This window comes from Saccharospirillum alexandrii (assembly GCF_004000275.1).
Classification (GTDB): Bacteria; Pseudomonadota; Gammaproteobacteria; order Pseudomonadales; family Natronospirillaceae; genus Saccharospirillum; species Saccharospirillum alexandrii.
In genome coordinates this window covers 1,091,246-1,112,838 of the sequence record NZ_RCIP01000002.1, presented here as the reverse complement: position 1 = coordinate 1,112,838, position 21,593 = coordinate 1,091,246, and the positions used below count along the sequence as shown (strand labels likewise).

The 21,593-nt window shown below is 59.2% G+C and carries 15 protein-coding genes; 11 read left to right on the top strand and 4 right to left on the bottom strand.

Annotated features, from left to right (window positions below; genetic code table 11):
* Positions 1–271: 271 nt before the first annotated feature.
* From carA to EP166_RS12735, 6 genes are all read left to right on the top strand, one after another.
* Positions 272–1,408 (top strand): glutamine-hydrolyzing carbamoyl-phosphate synthase small subunit, encoded by a 1,137-nt coding sequence (carA, locus tag EP166_RS12760; protein WP_127557533.1) that lies wholly within the window; start codon positions 272–274, stop codon positions 1,406–1,408.
* A 71-nt stretch (positions 1,409–1,479) separates the two neighbouring features.
* Positions 1,480–4,707 (top strand): carbamoyl-phosphate synthase large subunit, encoded by a 3,228-nt coding sequence (gene carB / locus EP166_RS12755; RefSeq protein WP_127557530.1) that lies wholly within the window; start codon positions 1,480–1,482, stop codon positions 4,705–4,707.
* Positions 4,708–4,854: 147 nt separating this feature from the next.
* The gene (greA, locus tag EP166_RS12750; protein ID WP_127557528.1) at positions 4,855–5,331 is read left to right on the top strand and encodes a transcription elongation factor GreA; all 477 of its coding nucleotides are present in this window, start codon (positions 4,855–4,857) and stop codon (positions 5,329–5,331) included.
* A gap of 135 nt (positions 5,332–5,466) precedes the next feature.
* Complete coding sequence (locus EP166_RS12745; protein WP_127557526.1) at positions 5,467–6,579, top strand: 3-oxoacyl-[acyl-carrier-protein] synthase III C-terminal domain-containing protein; 1,113 nt, start codon at positions 5,467–5,469, stop codon at positions 6,577–6,579.
* A 14-nt stretch (positions 6,580–6,593) separates the two neighbouring features.
* Entirely contained in the window at positions 6,594–7,340 is a 747-nt protein-coding gene (locus EP166_RS12740; RefSeq protein WP_127557524.1) for an iron-containing redox enzyme family protein, read from the top strand.
* The gene (locus EP166_RS12735; protein ID WP_127557522.1) at positions 7,337–8,218 is read left to right on the top strand and encodes a DUF6999 family protein; all 882 of its coding nucleotides are present in this window, start codon (positions 7,337–7,339) and stop codon (positions 8,216–8,218) included. The genes EP166_RS12740 and EP166_RS12735 overlap by 4 nt, the downstream gene beginning before the upstream one ends.
* Before the next feature lie 4 nt (positions 8,219–8,222).
* Here the strand turns inward: EP166_RS12735 and EP166_RS12730 are convergent, their stop codons facing one another.
* Entirely contained in the window at positions 8,223–9,083 is an 861-nt protein-coding gene (locus EP166_RS12730; RefSeq protein ID WP_127557520.1) for a helix-turn-helix domain-containing protein, read from the bottom strand.
* A 264-nt stretch (positions 9,084–9,347) separates the two neighbouring features.
* Between EP166_RS12730 and EP166_RS12725 the strand changes: the two genes are divergently transcribed.
* The gene (locus EP166_RS12725) at positions 9,348–9,797 is read left to right on the top strand and encodes an NfeD family protein (protein WP_127557518.1); all 450 of its coding nucleotides are present in this window, start codon (positions 9,348–9,350) and stop codon (positions 9,795–9,797) included.
* Positions 9,798–9,847: 50 nt separating this feature from the next.
* Complete coding sequence (locus tag EP166_RS12720; RefSeq protein ID WP_127557516.1) at positions 9,848–10,780, top strand: SPFH domain-containing protein; 933 nt, start codon at positions 9,848–9,850, stop codon at positions 10,778–10,780.
* A gap of 514 nt (positions 10,781–11,294) precedes the next feature.
* On the opposite strand, the gene EP166_RS12715 is transcribed toward EP166_RS12720, so the two are convergent.
* A complete protein-coding gene (locus EP166_RS12715; RefSeq protein WP_246026287.1) occupies positions 11,295–12,707 on the bottom strand; it encodes a deoxyguanosinetriphosphate triphosphohydrolase in 1,413 nt (470 codons plus the stop codon).
* 39 nt (positions 12,708–12,746) lie between these two features.
* Here EP166_RS12715 and radA point away from each other — a divergent pair, with 39 nt between their 5' ends.
* Positions 12,747–14,132: a DNA repair protein RadA gene (radA, locus tag EP166_RS12710; protein ID WP_127557515.1), complete on the top strand. Its 1,386-nt coding sequence runs from the start codon at positions 12,747–12,749 to the stop codon at positions 14,130–14,132.
* Positions 14,133–14,137: 5 nt separating this feature from the next.
* Here the strand turns inward: radA and EP166_RS12705 are convergent, their stop codons facing one another.
* Positions 14,138–14,419, bottom strand: a complete 282-nt coding sequence (locus EP166_RS12705; RefSeq protein ID WP_127557513.1) for a PA4642 family protein — start codon at positions 14,417–14,419, stop codon at positions 14,138–14,140.
* A 356-nt stretch (positions 14,420–14,775) separates the two neighbouring features.
* On the opposite strand from EP166_RS12705, the gene EP166_RS12700 reads away from it, so the two are divergent.
* Positions 14,776–16,515 (top strand): autotransporter assembly complex protein TamA, encoded by a 1,740-nt coding sequence (locus EP166_RS12700; protein ID WP_127557511.1) that lies wholly within the window; start codon positions 14,776–14,778, stop codon positions 16,513–16,515.
* Positions 16,515–21,194, top strand: coding sequence for a translocation/assembly module TamB domain-containing protein (locus EP166_RS12695; RefSeq protein ID WP_127557509.1), 4,680 nt, complete (start codon positions 16,515–16,517; stop codon positions 21,192–21,194). The genes EP166_RS12700 and EP166_RS12695 overlap by 1 nt, the downstream gene beginning before the upstream one ends.
* 96 nt (positions 21,195–21,290) lie before the next feature.
* Here the strand turns inward: EP166_RS12695 and EP166_RS12690 are convergent, their stop codons facing one another.
* A complete protein-coding gene (locus EP166_RS12690; RefSeq protein ID WP_127557507.1) occupies positions 21,291–21,488 on the bottom strand; it encodes a hypothetical protein in 198 nt (65 codons plus the stop codon).
* Positions 21,489–21,593: the final 105 nt, after the last annotated feature.

Sequence of the window (21,593 nt, the reverse complement as noted above, 5' to 3'; positions counted from 1 at the left end):
CAGCAGGCTGCTATAGTCAGGTCCAGCCGGTTGCTATTGCAAGAACCCTGTTGATGACGAACGTAAACGACAGCGTCTCAGTTTCGAAAACGCAGAATTGATTGATGGGCGAGATGAGGGTTTCTTCATCTCGCTTTTTTGCGAAAGGGGCTGGGGGAGTTGTCTGACTGGTCAGTTTAGCGGTTACCGTCCGAGAAATAGACCAGGCCGCGCCTTGCCAATGACCCTGGGGTCATTGCCCACTCGCACTGCAAGATAGAGGAACGGATCTTTGAGTACGCCAGCCATACTCGCACTAGCTGACGGCAGTCTGTTTCGGGGGGTCAGCATTGGCGCCCCGGGAGAATCGATCGGTGAGGTGGTGTTCAATACCGCCATGACCGGTTACCAGGAAATTCTGACAGACCCCTCCTATGCCCGCCAAATCGTTACCCTCACTTACCCGCACATCGGTAATACCGGCACCAACTCCGAAGACGAAGAATCGGACCATGTCTGGGCCGCCGGTCTGGTCATTCGCGATCTACCCTTATTGCACAGCAACTTTCGCAGCGAGCAGTCACTGCAGGAGTACCTGTTCGACAATAACGTGGTGGCCATTGCCGACATCGACACCCGTCGCCTGACCCGTCTGTTGCGGGAGAAAGGCGCACAAAACGGCTGCATCATGGCCGGTGATAACCTCGATGAAGACCGGGCGCTGGAACTGGCGCGCGGCTTTGCCGGCCTCAAGGGCATGGACCTGGCCAAAGAAGTCACTACCGGTGAGACTTATCAGTGGCGGGAAACCAGCTGGTCACTGAACGATGGTCACCAGGTGCGCGGCGACGATGAATTACCACTGCACGTCGTTGCCTACGATTACGGTGTGAAGCGCAACATTCTGCGCATGCTGGTCGACCGAGGTTGCCGGCTGACGGTGGTACCGGCGCAAACCCCGGCGGCCGAGGTGCTGGCGCTCAAACCCGACGGCGTGTTTTTATCTAACGGCCCGGGTGACCCGGAGCCCTGCGACTACGCCATCACGGCCATTCGCGAGCTGCTGGAAACCGACATTCCGGTGTTCGGTATTTGCCTCGGCCATCAGTTGCTGGGCCTGGCCAGTGGCGCCAAAACGCTGAAGATGAAGTTCGGCCACCACGGTGCCAACCACCCGGTGGAAGTGATGTCAGACAAGACGGTGATGATCACCAGCCAGAACCACGGCTTCGCGATCGACGGTGATACGCTGCCAGACAACCTGGTTGCCACCCACCGCTCCCTGTTCGACGGCTCATTGCAGGGTGTGCACCGCACCGACAAGGCCGCCTTCAGTTTCCAGGGGCACCCGGAAGCGAGCCCCGGGCCGCGCGATTGCGCCCCTTTGTTTGATCACTTCATCGAACTGATGCAAGCGGATCGCCGATGAACGGTTCACGCCAGACGCCAGCAAACGTCTCCCGTATTCCGTCCAGCCATCTGCTATGAGCGAAGCGAATCATGCCAAAACGTACTGACATCAAAAGCATTCTGATCCTCGGCGCTGGCCCTATTGTTATCGGCCAGGCCTGTGAATTCGACTACTCCGGCGCCCAGGCTTGCAAGGCCCTGCGTGAAGAGGGGTATCGCGTCATTCTGGTCAACTCCAACCCAGCCACCATCATGACCGACCCGGCCATGGCCGACGCCACCTACATTGAACCGGTGGTGTGGAGCGAAGTTGCCAAGATCATCGAAAAAGAACGGCCCGATGCCCTGCTGCCAACCATGGGCGGCCAGACCGCGCTGAACTGCGCGTTGGATCTGGAGCGAGAAGGGGTACTGGAGAAATTCGGCGTCACCATGATCGGTGCCAACGCCGACACCATCGACAAGGCCGAAGACCGCGAACGGTTCGACGACGCCATGATTGCCATTGGCCTGGAAACCCCCCGCCATGGCATCGCCCGGTCGATCGAGCAAGCCTGGGAAATATTCGAAGACATCGGTTTGCCGTGCATCATTCGCCCCAGTTTCACCATGGGTGGCTCCGGCGGCGGCATTGCCTATAACCGGGAAGAATTTGTCGAGATCTGCGAGCGCGGCCTCGACTTGTCACCGACGCGGGAACTGCTGATCGATGAAAGCCTGATCGGCTGGAAAGAATACGAGATGGAAGTGGTGCGCGACAAAGCGGACAACTGCATCATCGTCTGCGCCATCGAAAACTTCGATGCCATGGGCGTGCACACCGGCGACTCAATCACCGTTGCTCCGGCCCAGACGCTGACCGACAAGGAATACCAGATCATGCGCGACGCCTCCCTGGCGGTATTGCGTGAGATCGGTGTGGAAACCGGCGGTTCCAACGTTCAGTTCGGCGTGAACCCGGAAACCGGTCGCATGGTGGTGATCGAAATGAACCCGCGGGTCAGCCGGTCATCGGCGCTGGCGTCCAAGGCGACGGGTTTTCCGATCGCTAAAATCGCCGCCAAACTGGCGGTGGGCTACACCCTCGATGAACTGCAGAACGACATTACCGGTGGGGTGACACCGGCGTCGTTCGAGCCGAGCATCGACTATGTGGTTACCAAGATTCCACGCTTCGCGTTCGAGAAATTCCCGCAAGCCAACGACCGCCTGACCACCCAGATGAAATCGGTTGGTGAAGTCATGGCGATCGGACGCAACTTCCAGGAGTCGATGCAGAAAGCCCTGCGCGGGCTCGAAGTCAGCGCCGCTGGCTTCGACAGCAAGGTCGACCTGAATACCGACGAAGCCAACGACATCATCGTGCGCGAACTGAAAGAACCCGGCGCCGAGCGTATCTGGTACATCGGCGATGCCTTCCGGGCCGACTTCAGCGTTGAGGAAGTCCACCGCCTGACCGGCGTTGACCCCTGGTATCTGGTGCAGATTGAAGACCTGATCAACGAAGAAAAAGCCCTGCAGGAATCCGGCATGAAAGACCTGGATGCCGATGCGATGCGTCGTCTCAAGCGCAAGGGTTTCTCTGATGAGCGCCTGGCTCACCTGATGGGCGTCAGCGAAAAAGAGCTGCGCAAAAAGCGCTGGGCTCAGGGTGTTCGTCCGGTCTATAAGCGGGTGGATACCTGTGCGGCCGAGTTTGCCTCCAGCACCGCCTATATGTATTCCAGTTACGATGAGGAATGCGAAGCGGCACCGAGTGACCGCGATAAAATCATGGTGATCGGCGGTGGTCCGAACCGGATTGGCCAGGGCATCGAGTTCGACTATTGCTGCGTGCATGCGGCACTGGCAGCGCGTGAAGACGGGTTCGAGACCATCATGGTCAACTGCAACCCCGAAACCGTATCGACCGATTACGACACCTCCGACCGCCTGTATTTCGAGCCAGTCACGCTGGAAGACGTGCTGGAAATCATCGACCTGGAAAAACCCAAGGGCGTGATCGTTCAGTTCGGCGGCCAGACTCCGCTGAAACTGGCACGTGAACTGGAAGCCGCCGGCGCACCCATCATTGGCACCTCGCCCGATGCGATCGACCGGGCGGAAGACCGTGAACGTTTCCAGGTAATGATCGAAAAGCTGAACCTGCTGCAGCCGGAGAACGGCACAGCCCGCAGCCTGGAGCAGGCACTGACCATTGCCCGTCGCATCGGTTACCCGCTGGTGGTGCGTCCGTCTTATGTATTGGGCGGTCGGGCGATGGAGATCGTTTACGAAGAAGCCGAGCTTGAGCGCTATATGCGCGATGCGGTGAAAGTCTCGAACGATTCCCCGGTACTGCTCGACCATTTCCTCGATTCGGCCATTGAGATCGACATCGATGCGGTCAGCGACGGACACCAGGTGGTGATTGGCGGCATCATGCAGCACATCGAACAGGCCGGGGTTCACTCCGGTGATTCGGCCTGCTCACTGCCGCCCTACAGCCTGCCGCAAAAAGCGCTGGACCTGATTCACCAGCAGATCACCGATATGGCGCTGGAACTGAACGTCATCGGCCTGATGAACGTGCAGATGGCCTGGCAGGACGAGCAGCTGTACATCATCGAGGTGAACCCGCGGGCTTCGCGCACGGTGCCCTTTGTGTCCAAAGCCATTGGTGTGTCTCTGGCCAAGGTCGCGGCTCAGGTGATGACCGGTAAAACGCTGGCTGAAATCGGTTTTACCACCGAGATCATCCCGCACTACTACTCGGTCAAGGAAGCGGTGCTGCCGTTCAACAAATTCCCGGGGGTCGACCCGATCCTGAGCCCGGAAATGAAATCGACTGGCGAAGTCATGGGCACCGGCGATACCTTTGCCGAAGCCTTCGCCAAGGCGATTCTGGGCGCAGGCACCACCCTGCCGCAGAAGGGCACGGTGATCATTTCGGTGAAAGACCGCGACAAGAAAGCCATACTCGGCGTCGCCCAATCGCTCAGCGAGTTGGGTTTCGATGTTCGCGCTACCCAGGGTACGGCGCGTTACCTCGAAGAGCACGGGGTGTCGGTGTCGGTGGTCAACAAGGTTAAGGAAGGTCGGCCGCACCTGGTGGATATGATCAAGAACCACGAAGTGGCGTTTATCATCAACACCGCAGAAGGGCGTCAGTCGATCATCGACAGTTCTGAAATTCGTCGTAGTGCATTGCAGCACAAGGTTTATTACACTACGACGATGGCAGGGGCTGAAGCGTCTGTAATGGCCATGCGCCTTGCCGAGAATACACCGGTACGTCGGCTGCAGGACTTGCACGCCACCCAAACGTCAACCGCCTGACCGGCGAGCGGGCGTTACAAGAGGGTGCTTAACGGCGCCCTTTTTTTATTCTGTTCATAACCGGATAGTCGGGTAGAAGCTACTCGCCTGTCCGCCCGAGTTCACCACACCGGCCAAGGCGGCCGGTTCATCAGGCAGGGTAACTGTATGCAACGCTATCCAATGACACTAGAGGGCGAACTGGCTCTGCAAAATGAGCTGCGCGACCTGAAGACCCATCAGCGGCCGCGGGTAATCAAGGCCATTGCCGAAGCACGCGAACATGGTGACCTGAAAGAAAACGCCGAATATCACGCGGCACGGGAACAGCAGGGGTTCATCGAAGGCCGTATTCAGGAAATCGAAATGAAGCTGGGCAATGCTCAGGTGATCAACATTCACGATATTCCGCACACGGGCAAGGTCATCTTCGGCACCACGGTCACCTTGCTGAATCTCGACACCGACAAGGGCGTCACCTACAAGATCGTCGGTGAAGACGAGGCCAACGTTAAGGTGAACAAGATATCGGTCACATCCCCCATCGCCCGCGCCCTGATCGGCAAAGAGGAAGGGGATGTTGTGGTGGTTAAAACCCCGGGTGGCGATGTGGAATACGAGATCGAACAGGTTCAGCACACCTGATCCGGCCGGCGCGACTGGATGGGACTTTTTGGCACAATAGTATTCTCAATATCACTCTTTATCGAATGCTTGCCTAAAATGGTATAGTCAGGCTATCCATTGAGTCCTTAACCCGTGAACAGGAGTACGCCAGGGATGCGAACCGCCTACATCACCGGGACCGGCAACTGCCTGCCCGGACCGGCCATCGGCAACGATGCCATGGAAAGCTACATTGGTACGCTCAGCCCGGCACACAGCCGGCTGGGTCGGGCCACCTTGCGCCACAATGGCATACAGCAGCGCCATTACGCGCGCACCGCCGACGGGCATACCACCCACAGCAATGCACAACTGGCCACAGCCGCCATTCGCGCGGCGTTGCACTCGGCCCGGTGCCGGGATAGCCGGCTCGATCTGCTTTGTACCGGTACCACCCAGGGAGACCTGTTGGTGCCGGGGTTCGCCAGTGCTGTTCAGGCCGAATTGGGCATCAGCAACCTGGAAGTGGCCTCGTTTCAATCGGTCTGCGCCAGCAGTCTGATGGCGCTTAAAACCGCCATGATGTCGGTGCAGACCGGTCAGTCAGAGGCGGCTGCCGTCAGTGGCAGCGAGTATTCCAGCCGCTGGTTTCAACCCTCGTTTTACGCGGACGACTACCGCAATACCCCGGATCCGGGCATCGAATTCTTGCGCTACACCCTGTCCGATGGCGGCGCGGCGGTCATTGTTGAACCCGAGCCGTTACCCGGTCGTCGCGCGTTGCGCATCGACTGGATTGAACAGCGTTCCTTCGCCGATCGATTCCCCAATTGCATGTACGCCGGGGCCGCCACCAATGGAGCAGAGGCCACACCCTGGAGTGTGTATGCCTCGCCGAGCGACGCGCACCAGGCCGGTGCCATTGCCCTGAAACAGGATTTCAAACTGCTCTACGAACTGTTCCCGGTCTGGATCGGCTACTACCTGGAACTGCTCGACCGGCGCCAGTTGAGCCCGAACGACATCGATGTCTTTTTACCGCACTATTCGGCCGAGTCGCTTGGGCAGGAAATGCAGCGCCTGCTGCAGGCGACCGGCGCCATGATTCCGCCAGAGCGCTGGTTCAACACCCTGAGCGAACGTGGCAATACCGGGTCTGCGTCGTTGTTTGTGATGCTGAACGACTGGCTTGAACGAAGTGAGCCGCAACCCGGCCAGCGCCTGCTGTGTTTTGTGCCGGAAAGTGGCCGCGCACTGGCAGCCTTTATGCACCTGACAGTGGTCTGAAACGGGAGTCTGCTATGACGACAACACACCAAATCGATACCGGATCAACCCAGAGTGTTACGCCCCCGGCCAGCGCTTCTGGCACCACCAGCCCGGATGTTCAACAGGTAATGCGCCGATTGACCCGTATCTGGGGGGATTTTGAAGGTCGCCTGCGCGCTGTCCCCATCATCGCCGATGCTCACGCCGGGCGGATTCGACTGTCGGACTACCGCACTCTGCTCAAAGACCACTACGCCCAGGTCATTGAAGGCAGCGGCTGGATCAGCCGGGCCGCTTCCTCGGTCAGCCGGCCCTATCTGGAGCAGCGCTCATTGTTTTTGCGACACGCGGTCACCGAACATCGGGATTATGAAATGCTGGCAAGGGATTACGCCGCCTGCGACGGAAACCCGGACGACCTCGCCGATGCCCGCAAGAACCTCGGCTCAATGGCACTCTCAGCCTGGATGTACCACCGCGCCAGTCAGCCCAACCCTTTCGATCTGCTCGGTGCCATGTTCATCATTGAAGGGCTGGGCCAGTGGTTTGCCCGCTCCTTTGCCGAGGCGGTAACAGCAAGCCTCTCGTTGAACGACGCCCAAACCGGCTTCTATCGCTACCACGCTGATCACGACCCGGACCATCTGGCCGAACTGGAAGAGGTACTGGGCAGCGGCGTGCTCGACATCCCGGGCATGGCCGATACCCTGGTGGAAACCGCAGCAGTAACCGCACGGCTGTATTTGCTGCAACTGGAAGAAGTGGGGCACTACGGATGAACTGGGATCTCGATTTTGAACATCAGCGCATCGACCCGCACGACCCCAACCCCTGGCTGGCGCTGTATCTGGATCAAAGCCTCGAGTTGCACGAACCGGCCAAACGGGCCTTGCTGCGAGGCTATAACTCCAAATCCCGCCGGTATCTGCTGCCGCTGGTCCGTCCTTTCGCCCGGCTGAGCATTATTGTGGTTAAGCTGGTGCGCATGGTGCTGCCCAAGCACTGGGCCTGGCCGCGTGCGCTGCACCGCACCATTTATTGGGGCCTGAAGCACTTTGTGCGGCGCGACAGCAATTATCTGATCCTGCGCCATTTCCACATCGGCACGGAAATCCTGCGTTTTATCGCCGACAACGCCGGGGTCGCCATCACTACGACGGACCCGCTGCGCCCGCGCACCCTGGCCGACCTGAAAGAAGACGCCTTTCTCGTGCACGACCTGAATATCTACAATTTTCTGCTCGAACTGAACAGCACATTGAAAACCGAAGGCCGGGTACTGGAACCCCCGGAACGGCTGAATTTCGACGCCATCACTGACGGCGAATTCGAGATGGACCCGGGCAAGCAGGGGCGCTTTAACGTAATTGACCTGCAGACGGCCATTGAATCCTACGTGCCCATGTACTCACTGATGCTGACCGATCACGACTTCTGGCGCGCCGCCAATTCGTTGCAGCTTGATGAGACCATCGCCATCTACCTGAGCCGCCTGTTGAATGACCCCTTACCAGTTGGCCTGGTCAATAATCGCCACCCCATGGTGCCGGTGATCACTCTGCATTCGGGCTTCCGGTTAATGCTGCATGGTTTGGATGCCGAGCTGATGCACGCCTATTTGCGCCAGATGAAGCGGGCGCAATTGGCTGCAGACTAAGCCACTAGCCTGCCAGCTCATCGGACTGCAGCAACTCAAAGTGGTTCAGACAATTGCGCACCAGCGCCAGTGTAGCGTCGGCCTGAGCTGGCTTAAGGCCCGATACCCAGTCGTTCAGTTGCCAAAGGTTGTCGCGCTGCTGACACCGGTAATCGTACAGCCTGGAATTGATCGACATAGTGGTGGGATCGATGTTCAGCGCCGATACCATGCCGTACATGCTCTGCAGACCGATGGCGGTGTTGTGCCGCGGCGATTCGTAAAGCCGGTAACTGGCCTCACTGATGCCGATCAGATTGGCCGCTTCCGATTGCGACAGGCCAATGGCCAGGCGAAAAGGCTTGAGGTTCTCGGCAACCAGACGATAGTAGTTCGGGGCATCGGGAAAGAGTGCCAGAGGTCGTTCATCGGGTGCCACAAGGTTTGCGGGGAAATCGGGGTTCTGGTGGCGGATCAGGGTGGTGAGGCTGTGCAGTTGATCCGGGTTGGCCAGGCTGATGTAGCTGACCAGTGGCTGCCATTTCAACGCATGAATCGGGGGTAATTCCGGCAACTGGCGTGGGTTGAGCAGGAGCCATTCTGTGGGCACGCCACAGCTCAGCGACCAGCGAATGGCCGTGTGCAGCTTGGGCAAGGAATGCCCGGTTTCGTAGCGCCGGAACGCCGTCAGTGACAGCGACATGCAGTGGGCTGTGGCCGCTTGTGACAGGCCCAGTGCCGTACGACGGCTGCGCAGATTTTCACTGAATACCTGGCCCAGCTGTTGGCTGTCGAGGGGAGGGAAGGCCTGAATAAATGCCTCGGGGGCATCGCCCAGAACGTCACGCGTCTTGCGGCGTACCGCCTTCAGTCGACTGGCATCCATGGTGGCGGACTCCTTGGTTACTGCGTCCCTGGCTGGATGTAAGCGATCACTGTCCGGAGTCTAGGGCCAGATAGGCGGGCCGTCCAACACTGGTTGACGCCACTTAACTGCGGATCAATAAATCGACAGTAAAGGCCGGGACCTGTGATGCACCGATCAGTCTTGCTGTCTCTCGCCAATCAGGCATGACCCCGGCCAGAGCGATGGGGTAGACTGGCAGCCGACCAGACCCGGCCCGGGGTCTGTAATCATAAGGAGAACACCATGAGTGCCGCCCTCGTCTGGATTATTGCCGGCATCGTACTGATACTCACAGAACTCATTGCGACCAGCATAGTGGCTGTTTTTATTGGAATCGGCGCAATCATCACCGGGCTGCTGCTGCAAGTGGGGCTGATCTCGTCGGTTCCCGTGCAACTGCTGACGTTCAGCCTGGCGTCGGTGCTGAGCCTGGTACTGGCGCGCAAGCAACTGAAGCAGTGGTTTCACGGCTCGACTGCCGACCGCGGCTCGGCGCAAAATAGCTTCCAGCAAGAGCTGGGTGAGCGGGTAACCGTGGAGCACGATTTCGATCAGGGTGCGGGCCGGGTGATTCTCAATGGCGTAGCCTGGGATGCCCTGTCGGAAGATGACCTGCGCGCTGGCGAGGTAGCCTGGGTGATCGCCAACGAAGGCATTCGCCTGACGGTTGCTCGCAACAAGTCTCACCGCTGAAATAAACACTCGTTACGCTAACGCTTTTAACACTCAATAAGGAAAGTAAGATGGATCTTTTTGCAGATTTTGGAACCTGGTTTGCGGGCGGTATCGCACTGGCCGTGATCATTGTCATTTTCAAGACGGCTCGGGTTGTGCCTCAAAAAAGCAACTTCGTAGTAGAGCGTCTGGGTAAGTATTCACGCACGCTGGACTCGGGCTTTCACCTGCTGATTCCGTTCATCGATAAGGTGGCTTACACCCACACTCTGAAAGAAGAAGTGATCGATGTGGCACAGCAAGCCTGTATCACCAAAGACAACATTCAGGTTGGCATCGACGGCGTCATGTACATTCAGGTCATCGACGCGCACAAGGCCAGTTACGGGGTCGATAACTACCGCAACGCAGCCAGCCAGCTGGCACAGACCACCATGCGTTCGGTCATCGGCCAGACCGATCTCGACAAGACCTTTGAAGAACGCGCCAAGATCAACGAGGAAGTCGTACGCGCGCTGGATGAAGCCGCAGCGCCCTGGGGCATCAAGGTGCTGCGCTACGAAGTCTCCGACATTGAGTTGCCCAACAGCATTAAAGATGCACTGGAGCAGCAAATGCGCGCCGAACGTGAGCGTCGTGCCGCCATTGCCAAGTCGGAAGGCGAACGCCAGGCGATGATCAACGTTTCCGAAGGTCAGAAGCAGGAAGTGATCAACCTGTCGGAAGGTGAGAAACTCAAGCAGATCAACGAAGCGGAAGGTCGTGCCGAAGAAATTCAGCTGATCGCCACCGCCACCGCCGAAGGCCTGCGCAAAATCGCCGAAGCCATTCAGACACCGGGCGGCAAAGATGCTGTCAGCCTGCGCATCGCCGAACAGTACGTCAAAGAATTCGGCAACCTCGCCAAAACCAACAACACCCTGATCCTCCCAGCCGAGCTGTCCAACGTCGGCGGCGCCGTAGCTGGCCTCGCCGAAGTCCTCAAACACGGCAAAAGTTAAGATCGTGCTGTGAGTTCGTGACGGCCACCGGGTTAGCTTATCCGGGGTCGGCGTGGACCCATCCATGGGGCCTAGATCGCAGCATCCATGCTGCGAACTCCCCCGGATAAGCTAACCCGGCAGCCGTCACTCGACTTGGCGGTTGCCACCGAATTTGTTTTCTTTGGAGGCCAGTCATCTGGTGGACTGGAAGAAAGCAATGCCGGAGCTTTTAGCCACAGGCACAGATCTAACGTTAACCTGGCTCAAGTTTCGGAGTTCGCACAAAACAAGCGCCGGCTGCCTGGGGTACCTCTGAGGGGTAGTCCGCAGCAAGGACTAAAACGCCAGGAGCGTTTTAGCATGAGCGAAGCGAGCCCGAAGGGTGAATCCCATGGAAGGGATTCATATCCTGCGGCCTAGGCCCGAGACGTCGGACCGCCATGGACAGATTCACGCCGACCCCTCAGAGGTACCCCAGGTGGCCGGCGCGGACCATTGCCACCAGGGAAACTGAACTCCGAAACTTGAGCCTCTAAACAAAATGCGGCTGCGAAGGCCCGCCGATTTGTCTGGCCAGATAACTGGCGTAATTGTCGGTCATGCCTGCGATGTGATCGATCAGCCGGTGATAAATCTCATCCGGAGACCAGGTTGCTGACGGTGCTTCCATGCCCATCAAATCGAAAACCCGTTTGGCGCGGTAACTCAGTTGCTGGTAATCCTGCTTGTTGTGCAATTCGAAACCGGCGGTCATGAAGGCTTGTAGCAGGGTGCTGAGCACCGCGTAGGCGCCGATTTCGGTTTCGGTTTTCTGGGTGTCGAGAAACACCTTGGTGTGCGCCAGGGCTTTGGCCTGGGCAATGCCGTTGCGAATGTGATCGGGGCACTGGCTGATCAGGTCGCCGTCGAATATTCCGTTCATGATCGCTGATTGATGTCGCACAAAGGTATCGACCACGGCGTCGACCATGATGCCAATGGTTTTGCCGCGCAGTGCGGCCAGTTGGCGATTGGGTGAAATGCCGTTGTCGCCGTCGTCGAGGTCGAGCCCGGAGCCACCCTGAATGTTCATGAACACCTTGCTGACTTCTTCGAAGTCTATGATGTGCAGTTCTACCGCGTCTTCCAGATCGATCAGGGCGTAGCAGATATCGTCGGCCGCTTCCATCAGGTAGCTGAGCGGGTGTCGCTGAAAACGATTCGGTTCAGCGGTTTGCAGGCCGAGGCTGTGGGCGAGTTTTTGCATGATCGCCAGCTCGGGTTCGAATACGCTGAATTTGCCTTTTTTGGTGGCGTGCTCGGCGGTCCAGGGGTACTTGATGCTGGCGCCCAGGGTGGGGTGAGTTAAGCGCAGGCCGCCCCGGTTCAGGTGGTACTCGACCTGGGCGATGATGCGAAAGCCCTGGGCGTTGCCTTCAAAGTGCGTCAGGTCGCGCTTGGTGGTCGCCTTGAGTGGTTCGAGCAGGTAGGCGTTTTCCGGTTGCTTGAACCAGTCCTGAATGGCGTATTCGCCAGCGTGGCCAAAAGGCGGGTTGCCGATGTCGTGTGCCAGGCAGGCGCTCTGTACAATCACGCCCAGGTCGTCGGGTTCGATCCAGTCGGGCAGTTGACCGCGAATGCGCTCGCCGACACGAATGCCGAGGCTGCGACCAACACTGCCGACTTCCAGGCTGTGAATCAGCCGGTTGTGAACGTGGTCGTTCTTGGCCAGCGGGTGAACCTGGGTTTTACCGCCCAGTTTGCGAAAGGCGCTGGAGAAGACGATGCGGTCGTGGTCTTTGTGAAAGTGGCTGCGCCCCACTTCTTCAGCGCCCAGTGCCTGATGGCCATAGCGTTCGGTGGTTAGCAGTTGTGCCCATTCCATCTGGTTATCCTGTGCGTGGTCGTTGACGGCAGATAGGGTATCATCGTCAGTCGTGCAGCGCCCAACAGCTTCATCATTCATACGCGTTATCATTCATACTGTTAGCAAAGAGGCAAAGGCTTGGCCAAATCGAAAACACAATACGTCTGTTCCGAATGCGGCGCCGATTATTCCAAATGGCAGGGCCAATGTGGTGAATGCAAGGCCTGGAATACCCTGAAGGAGTTTCGTGAAGCCACCGGTGCGGCGGCGCGTCAGCCTAATTTTCAGGACGACAAGCGCACGGGCTTCAGTGGCAGTCGCAGTCAGATTCAGAAGCTGTCGGATGTCAGTCTGGAAGAGCAGGCGCGCATTCCGACCGGTATGGGCGAGTTTGATCGGGTGCTGGGTGGCGGTCTGGTCGGCGGCAGCGCGGTGTTGATTGGCGGGCATCCGGGTGCGGGTAAGTCGACCCTGTTGCTGCAAACCCTCTGTCATCTGGCGCGCCAGTTACCGGTTCTGTACGTCTCCGGTGAGGAGTCGGTGCAGCAGATTGCCTTGCGCGCCCAACGCTTGAATCTGCCGATGGATGCCTTGTCGATTCTGGCAGAGACCTCGGTGGCCTCCATTACCGAAACCGCCCAGGAAACCCGGCCGCGGATTCTGGTGATCGACTCCATTCAGGTCATGCATGCGCCCGATGTTGAATCGGCCCCGGGCAGTGTGTCTCAGGTGCGTGAATCGGCCGCCTGGCTGACCCGTTTTGCCAAGCAGACCGGTACGGTGCTGATTCTGGTCGGTCATGTCACCAAAGATGGCAGCCTGGCCGGGCCCAAGGTACTGGAGCATATGATTGATGCGTCTGTGATGCTCGAAAGTTCCGGCGACAGCCGCTTTCGTACCCTGCGCGCCATCAAAAACCGCTTTGGCGCCGTCAACGAGTTGGGTGTTTTCGCCATGCTCGATGTGGGGCTGAAAGAGGTGAAAAACCCGAGCTCGATCTTTCTGAACAAGAGCAGCGAGCCGTCGCCCGGCTCGGTGGTGACCGTGGTTTGGGAAGGTACCCGGCCGTTGCTGATCGAACTGCAGGCGCTGGTTGATGGTACCAGCATGGGCCACCCACGGCGCATTGCAGTGGGGCTCGATACCAACCGCTTGTCGATGATACTCGCCATTCTGAACCGTCACGGCGGGGTGTTTACCGGGGATCAGGATGTGTTTCTGAACGTGGTCGGTGGTGTTCGTGTCACCGAAACCAGTGCGGATCTGGCGACGCTGCTGGCGGTGGTATCGAGTCTGCGCGACAAACCCCTGCCCAAAGACTGGGTGGTGTTCGGCGAATTGGGGTTAAACGGAGAACTGCGGCCGGTGCCCAATGGCCTGGAGCGGATTACCGAAGCGGCCAAGCATGGCTTTCGCAAAGCCATTATTCCGAAAGCCAACGCGCCGAAAAAGCCGATCGAGGGGATGACCGTGATCGGCGCGAATCGGCTGGATGAGGTGTTCAGTGCCTGGGCGGATGTGTAACGGCGTTAACCCTTCAGCAGCGCATCCCGGTAGGCTTGTGCCTGGGTGTGGTCTTGCAGGATGTCGGCGAGAGTCTGGCCTTCCAGGTTGGTGGCATTCAGGTTGCGGCCCCGCTCCCGGAACAGGGTGACAAAACGCTCGAAAGTCTCCTCGTTCATGCGAGTATAAGCCCGGTAAAGGCAGTGGAAATCCGGGTCTGTGCCATCATAAGTAGTGAAATTGAGGTAGTCTTCAAGGTGAGCTTCACCCCAGACTTCACCTTCAACCCGTTTTTTATCGCGTTTCATGAAAGGTCCTTGCTGGTTTGGCCAGGGAGCGCGCAGCGGTCGCAGTCTCTGACTCGAAAACGAGTGTGTATGGCCCGGAACGCCGGTAACCGGTCCGACCCGTCAGAGTATAAGGCAGCGAAGTTTAAGGTTATAAATGGTTGGCGTGAAATTACTTTTAAGAATATGGCAAGAGGGAGCCGCTATATCATCCGGCGAGAGCATGAGCTTCAGCCGGGGTTCAGCCGAGCCAGGTAGGCTGGTAGCCGTGTTTCAATGCTCAGAACGCCGGGCGTTCTGGTTCAGGAGCTAACATTATTTTTCATCGTCGACACAACCGTCGATACCGCAGCATCCGAGCTCTGGGAGTGAGCGCGGTGCTGGCGTTTGCGGCGCTGGTACCAACTCAGGCAGCTGAACTGCCCACGGTCGCGCGCAATGATATCGAGGTGTCACCGGGCAACCGCGGCCTGCGCAACGACCTGCGCGATCAGTTACAGGGCTATCGGGACTCCTTGCGTTCGATTGGCCTGAACCCCCGCGCCAGCCGGCTGGCCCAGGGCGAACGTGAGCAGATGCGCCAGGTACTGGAGTCCAACGGCTACTACGAAGCCGAGATCATTCATCGGGTCATTGAAGAAGCCGGAGAGACCGAAGGCGAGGTGCAGGAGCGGGTGCAATACCGCGTTGATACCGGCCCGGAGTATCAGGTGCTGAGTGTTCGGGTTGAAGGCGTTGAGGTGACCTTGCCCGACACCTGGCCATTGTCCGGCGAGGGCGAGCCTCTCGTGGCCGAGGCGATTCTGGCCGACCAGTCCGAATTGCAGACCATCATCGACAGCGACAGCTGTTACTTCACCCTGAACGTCAGCCATGAGGTGCGTCTGCAGCCAGAGAACGACGGCGGCGAGGTTACCTACCAGGTCAGTGCGGCCGACCCCTCGACTCAGGGTAAGGTGTCCTTTACCGGCCAGGAAGGGGTCGACGAAGCGTTTTTGCGCCGCCAGACAGCCCTGCGCGAGGGGGTTTGTTTTAGCCGCGCCAATATTGACCAGGCCATCATCAATCTTTATGAAACCCAGTTGTTCTCAGCGGTGCGGCGGAATTTGAACCGCTCTGAGGATGGCTCGGTCGATGTGAGTTTTGAGCTGACCCAGCGCGAGCCCCGAACGCTCAGCGCCGGTATCGGCTGGGACACAGACCAGGGCATTGGCCTGAAGGCCGGCTGGGAGCACCGCAACCTGGCCGGGCGAGCGCAGTGGCTTGAACTGGGCGCTGAATGGCAACGGGATCGCCAGAGCGGCAATATTCAGCTGACGCTGCCCGGCTTTCTGGACGCGCGCAACACCCTGGTGTGGAACAACAGCCTCACTCATGAAACACCGGACGACGATGAGTTCTACATCGGCGAGAGCCGGGCCACCATCGACCGGCGCGCCTCGCGCAACGATACCTACCGCTACGGTGTGGCCTACCGGCGCAGCGATGAGCGGGTCGGCGATGAATGGAATACCTTCAGTCTGATCCGCATCCCGCTGGCCTATGAATACGATTCAGTCCCCAACGACTTTAACCCCCAGAAAGGGTTGCGTTACAGCGTTGGTCTTGAACCGGTCTGGAGTCTGAATGGGTCAAGCGACCCGTTTTACGTCGGCAACCTGGGCTGGTCCAGTTTTCGCGACCTGACCGATGAGCTGGTGCTCGCCAATCGACTGGAGTGGACATCGCTGTGGCCCTTCAACGACTCGGCTGACCTCGACCGCATTCCAACATCAGACCGCCTGCTGGGCGGCGGCGGTGGCTCCGCACGGGGATACCCCTACCGGTCTATAGGTCTGGAAGGCAGTGATGTGGGCGGTACCCATCAATGGCAGGGCAGCCTGGAATTGCGCGGTCAACTGAGCGAAAACTGGGGCGCAGTCCTCTTTGGCGATGCCGTCAGCATCAGTGAAGACTGGAACCCGGCTGAACAGTCCGAGTGGTACTACGGCGCCGGCTTTGGCGTGCGCTATTTTACCCGCTTTGCGCCCATTCGCTTTGACCTGGGCTTCCCCATTAACGGGCGTGACAGTGATCCGGCGTTTCAGATCTACATCAGCCTCGGGCAGTCGTTCTGATGGCGATTCGACTGCGCACTGTCGCCCGTCGCGCCTGGCTCATTGGCCTGGCCTCGCTTGCGGGCCTGGTTCTGATTCTGGCTCTGGGTCTGGCGTTTCTGCTGGGCACCGAAACCGGCCGGTTAACGCTGCTGGCGCAAGCCGAGCGCTGGTTGCCGGTGTTCGTTGGCCAAACGCTGCGCATTGAGAACCCACATTGGGCGACGCTGGATGTATTGAGCTTCGATCGCCTCACCTATCAAGCTGGCGACAACGGCCCGAGCGTCGACGTCGTGGCCGGTAACCTGCAATGGCAGCCACAATACAGTTGGCAGCGCCGGGTCTGGATCGATGCACTGACGGCAGACCGGGTGCGCGTTGAGGTGCCCGGGGGCGCAGCTGCCGAACCGGAACCGGATGCCGCCGCACCCGCCGATCCGCTCGGTCAACTGCAGGCGGTCTGGAATCGCATTCCGCCGATTCAGCTCGCCCAGCTGTCGATTGCCGACTTTGAACTGAACCTGCCTGGTCGGGCGCCGTTACGCACCGCCATTGACGCCGATGCGGAAGTCAACTGGGGCAGTTGGCCGGCGCGCCTGTCACTGGCATTGACCGAAGGCGATGATCAGACCGTGTCGGCATCGGTGACCGTGGATGCGGTGGATTCGCTCAGTGTCCGGGGCGATCTGAATGCCGCCGCTGACGGTTCCTGGGCGAACTGGATTGACTGGCCGCTGGACGAACCCCTGATCGGCGAATGGGATCTGCGCCTGAGCCAGGTCGAATCCCAGTGGCGTGCAGACATTGAAACGCTGGCGCTGCCCTGGCGCGAGCACCGCCTGGGCATCACCGGCCAGGTCAGTTATAGCCCGGCCGATTCACGCCTATATCTGTCGCCATTGAATGCGGATATCGACGGTCAAAGGGCGCGACTCAGCGGCTACGTCGGGCCACGCCGGGCCGATCTCGGCATCGAGGCCGATGCGCTGCCTCTGGCGCTGTTGAACGATCTCATCCCGGTATCCGACCTGACCGGCACGGTGTCCGTTGCCGGCCAGTTGACCGGTGGCTGGCAGCAACCCCAGTTCGACGGCAGTGCACAGCTGGAGGGACGTCTGCGCGGAGATCCACTTAGCGTTCAGACCGAAAGCCGCGCTACGGCCACGGGGGTCAGGATTGACTCCGCCGAAATAAGCTGGGGTGAAGCCAGAGTCGAAGCCGATGGACAGGTGCAATGGGCTTCCCGGGAACTGGATCTGACACTGACCTGGGATGCGCTCGACCAAAGCCGCTGGCAGCCCTGGGTGCCCGCCTGGCCGGAGGTTCTGACCCTCAAGACCGGGGGCGAGGGCCGCCTGACCGGCACCTTTGACGACCCGCAGTTCCGTGGGCGTATCGACACCGCGGGGAGCTACCAGCAGGAACCTTTTGAGTTATCGACTGACCTGAGCGCCAACCGGGAACAGCTTGAGCTGAACGGCACCCGCCTGGCCACCGAGGCGGGCGACATCAACGCCCAGGGCCGACTGCAGCTGGATACCCTGGCGCTGGATGCGACGACCGAATTGCTAGACATCCGCTCCAGCTGGTTGCCGTTGGCCGGGGTCGAACTGCCCGTTGAACAGGACTGGGGTGTCAGCGGCCAACTGCAATGGAGCGGAACCGTGTCCGACCCGGTCGCCAGCGGCGACCTGAACCTGGAAGGCCGGTGGCAAAACCAGACACTGGCAGCGGCGTTGCAGATAGAGCGCTTCGACCTGACCCGGGTGCAACTCGGTCAAAGCCGGATACAACTGGCCGACACCGAAACAGAGCTGGCCGGGGAGATTAACTGGCAGGAGCGGTCACTGGATCTGAACGCCCGGGTCGGCGCCTTGCGCCTGGCGACCCTTCGGCCCTTTCTGCCCGCCATGCCCGACCTGCTCGCTGACCTGACCGGTAACACTACCGGTGAGGTTCAGGTGTCGGGCGCCTGGCTGGAGCCGGCCGTAACGGCCGATCTGGTGTTCGACGGTCGCTGGCTCGACCAGCCGGTCCGTGCAGAGGCCGATATATCCGCACAAAACCGCGAGCGCTGGCAGATTCGTCAGGCCAGTCTCAACTGGTCGGAACTCGGCGTGTCCTTTAGTGGTGAAGTACAACCCTTTGCCCGCTCGATTGACGGTGACTATGCCATCAACGATCTAACGCTCAACGACGTACGCCGGTTGCCCTTTGCCCTACCAGATACCCTGGCCTCTTTGACCGGCCGCGCCGGAGCGCAAGGCCGTATTGAAGGCGATCTAACTGCGCCAAGGGTCACTGCCGATCTGAACTTCGACGGCGAATTCGAGGCGACTGCGCTGACGTTATCGGCCTCGGTCACCGAGTTGACGCCCGCGCAACTGACGCTCGGTTCGCTGGCGCTGCAATCGGGTGACAGCGAGTTAACGGCCTCCGGTGTGATTGATCTGTCGCCACTGACGCTCAATATCGACACCGAACTGACCAACCTCGGCTGGGACCAGATAACACCCTGGTTGCCCGAGAGTGACAGCCTGGCGCTGGAAAGCCTGAGCGGCGAGAGCTCTGCTCGCGTCAGCGTTCAAGGCAGCTGGCCCAGCCTGGCCATTGAAGGCCAGGTTCAATCCCGCGGTCGGTATCTGGGCGATGACTACGACCTCGACTGGCAGGGCAGCGGTACCCTGGGTGACCGGCTCATGCATCAGGCCGAGGTAACCTGGGGCACGGCCATGCTGCAACTGGACCTGGAAAACCAGGGCGATCAGATTGAAGGCGATGCCCGTTTGTCGAGGGTGTCGTTGCAACGGTTGCGAGCCCTGGGGTTGCCTCTCAATGACGAACTCAACGGTGAAATTAACGGGCAGGCGAGTATTGCAGGCGTCATGACCGACCCCGAAGTCGATATCGAATTGAACGCCGGTGGTGAGTGGGCCGGATTTGTGGTGAACGGGCGTGGTAATGATCGCTGGAAGCTGAATCTGGTGGCCGCCGGCAGGATGGATGACTGGCAGATTACCTCGGCCTATGCAGACCTTGGCCCGGGCGGTGACGTTCGGGTGAGCGGCAAGGGAACGCGTCGTTCAGTCGATTTGCAGGCCGAGCTGTCGGTGCCCGAAACCGAGCGTTGGCTGGGCAGCAATAGCACCTGGGCGGGCAGCCTGGAGGGCGTCTTGCAGGTGTCGGGAACCCCCGATGAGCCCGCGGTGTCCGCCGAGCTGGAATGGGCATCGAATCAGTGGCCACTGGACGTGCAAGTAGACGTATCAACCGACTCGGGTCGCCACCACTTGCAGGCTCGGGTTCGCGAATCACAAACGCAGCGCCTGCTGCTCGATCTGAGCACTGAACAGACCGCACTGGCTGACTGGGCAGGCCCTCTTTACCGCAGACCCTTTACCGCCGAAGCCAGGATGGCCCTGAATGCCACCGTGCTGGAACCGCTGCTGCGCAACCGCCCCGATCAGGATTTCACCGGCAATGTAGATGGCCAGTTGTCGGTCTCTGGCACACTGGTACGCCCGGAATGGGCGGGCAGCATCCAACTCAGCGATGGCCGCTATGAAAACGCAGCCAGTGGCGCTGTTCTGGCCGACATGAGTGCCGAGCTCAAGGCCAGCAATCGCACACTGCAGTTTACTATGAACGCCAACGATACCAACGGCGGCGACGTCACCCTGGGCGGCGATGTGAACTGGCCGGAAAATCGCGACGTCTGGTGGATGCCGGAACTGGATCTGGAATTCGACGCCAACAACGCGCGCCTGGTGCGCCGTGCCGATGTTGACGCCACCATCGACGGGGCCATTACCGTCACCGGCCCCTGGCGTGATTTGCGCATCGAAGGCTTGCTCGATGTCTCTCCGCTGATTATTCAGCTTAATTCACTGCTGCAGAGTGGCGCTCCAACGCTCAACGTCATTCGCAGTGCCGAACAGGAAGCCGCCGAGGAAGAAGCGCGGCAACGCAGTGCTTTCGCGCCAGACGGGCAATGGGAGGTGCGGCTTCGGGCCCAGCGCCGTGCACAAATATACGGCCAGGGCCTGGCGGCGGAACTGTCGGGTGAGCTCGACATTACCGATGACCTGGCAAACCCGCAGATAGGCGGACGTTTTCAGGTGATTCGCGGTACCTACACCGCATTCGGGAAAAATTTCGAAATTGAACGTGGCAACATTCAAGTGCAAGGCAGTCAGTTGTTGCTGGATATTCTCGCCGTATACGAAGGGCCCGATATCACCGTCAACCTGAACATTCAGGGCACGCAAAATCAGCTGAGCCTGAACCTGACATCAACCCCGTCGCTGTCGAATGATGAATTGCTGGCGCGATTACTCTTTGGTCGCAGTATTGCTGAAATGTCGGCCTTGCAAGCAGTACAACTGGCGGCGGCACTGAACAGTCTGCGCAACCCTGGCAGCGGACTGGATGTCTTTGGCACCACCCGCGACCTGCTCGGGCTCGATGCGCTGACCCTCGACAGTGGCACCAACGAGGAAGGCGAATCCGGTGTGAACGTGCAAGCGGGCAAATACCTCAGCGACCGCATTTATCTGGAAGTCGAATCGGGAGTTGGGGCCGAACAGGGCCTGGAAGGCAGCTTGCAATTTCAATTAACGCCTCGCATCAATGCCGAACTTTATACCCGCGGGCAATTTGGTGCCGGTGGCGTTGAATTGAACTGGAAAAACGATTACTGATGGTGAGTGTGTTGTTAGGGTTGTTCAAAGATCTCCAAATAAATTCAGGCATAAAAAAGGCGGCCAATTGGCCGCCGAGCTCACACTAGAAAACAATCAGTCTTCAATTTCGTCTTCCGCTTCTTCGATGGAATCGCCGATCGCGTCGCCACCTTCTTCCAATGCATCGCCCGCACTGTCGGCAGCTTCCTCAACGGCATCGGCAGCTTGTTCACCTTCGCTTGGTTCATCGCAAGCGGCAAGACCCATTGCAAACATCAGGGCCAGTATCGTCGTTAATAGTGGGTTTTTCATAAACACTCCAGTTTTACATTGATGAATCGATAACCTGCCAATAACCTGAGGGCCCGATTGCAAAACCCAAGGGATGTTCGTCAATATCAGGCTATGGATCTCCGG

What these genes read in the sequence shown, in the direction of transcription:
- carB (WP_127557530.1), top strand. Translation starts at nt 1,480, where the DNA reads ATGCCAAAACGTACTGACATCAAAAGCATTCTGATCCTCGGCGCTGGC.
- EP166_RS12695 (WP_127557509.1), top strand. Translation starts at nt 16,515, where the DNA reads ATGGCGATTCGACTGCGCACTGTCGCCCGTCGCGCCTGGCTCATTGGC.
- EP166_RS12730 (WP_127557520.1), bottom strand. Translation starts at nt 9,083, where the DNA reads ATGGATGCCAGTCGACTGAAGGCGGTACGCCGCAAGACGCGTGACGTT.
- EP166_RS12705 (WP_127557513.1), bottom strand. Translation starts at nt 14,419, where the DNA reads ATGAAACGCGATAAAAAACGGGTTGAAGGTGAAGTCTGGGGTGAAGCT.
- EP166_RS12735 (WP_127557522.1), top strand. Translation starts at nt 7,337, where the DNA reads ATGAACTGGGATCTCGATTTTGAACATCAGCGCATCGACCCGCACGAC.
- EP166_RS12725 (WP_127557518.1), top strand. Translation starts at nt 9,348, where the DNA reads ATGAGTGCCGCCCTCGTCTGGATTATTGCCGGCATCGTACTGATACTC.
- EP166_RS12715 (WP_246026287.1), bottom strand. Translation starts at nt 12,707, where the DNA reads ATGAATGATGAAGCTGTTGGGCGCTGCACGACTGACGATGATACCCTA.
- EP166_RS12690 (WP_127557507.1), bottom strand. Translation starts at nt 21,488, where the DNA reads ATGAAAAACCCACTATTAACGACGATACTGGCCCTGATGTTTGCAATG.
- EP166_RS12740 (WP_127557524.1), top strand. Translation starts at nt 6,594, where the DNA reads ATGACGACAACACACCAAATCGATACCGGATCAACCCAGAGTGTTACG.
- EP166_RS12720 (WP_127557516.1), top strand. Translation starts at nt 9,848, where the DNA reads ATGGATCTTTTTGCAGATTTTGGAACCTGGTTTGCGGGCGGTATCGCA.
- greA (WP_127557528.1), top strand. Translation starts at nt 4,855, where the DNA reads ATGCAACGCTATCCAATGACACTAGAGGGCGAACTGGCTCTGCAAAAT.
- EP166_RS12745 (WP_127557526.1), top strand. Translation starts at nt 5,467, where the DNA reads ATGCGAACCGCCTACATCACCGGGACCGGCAACTGCCTGCCCGGACCG.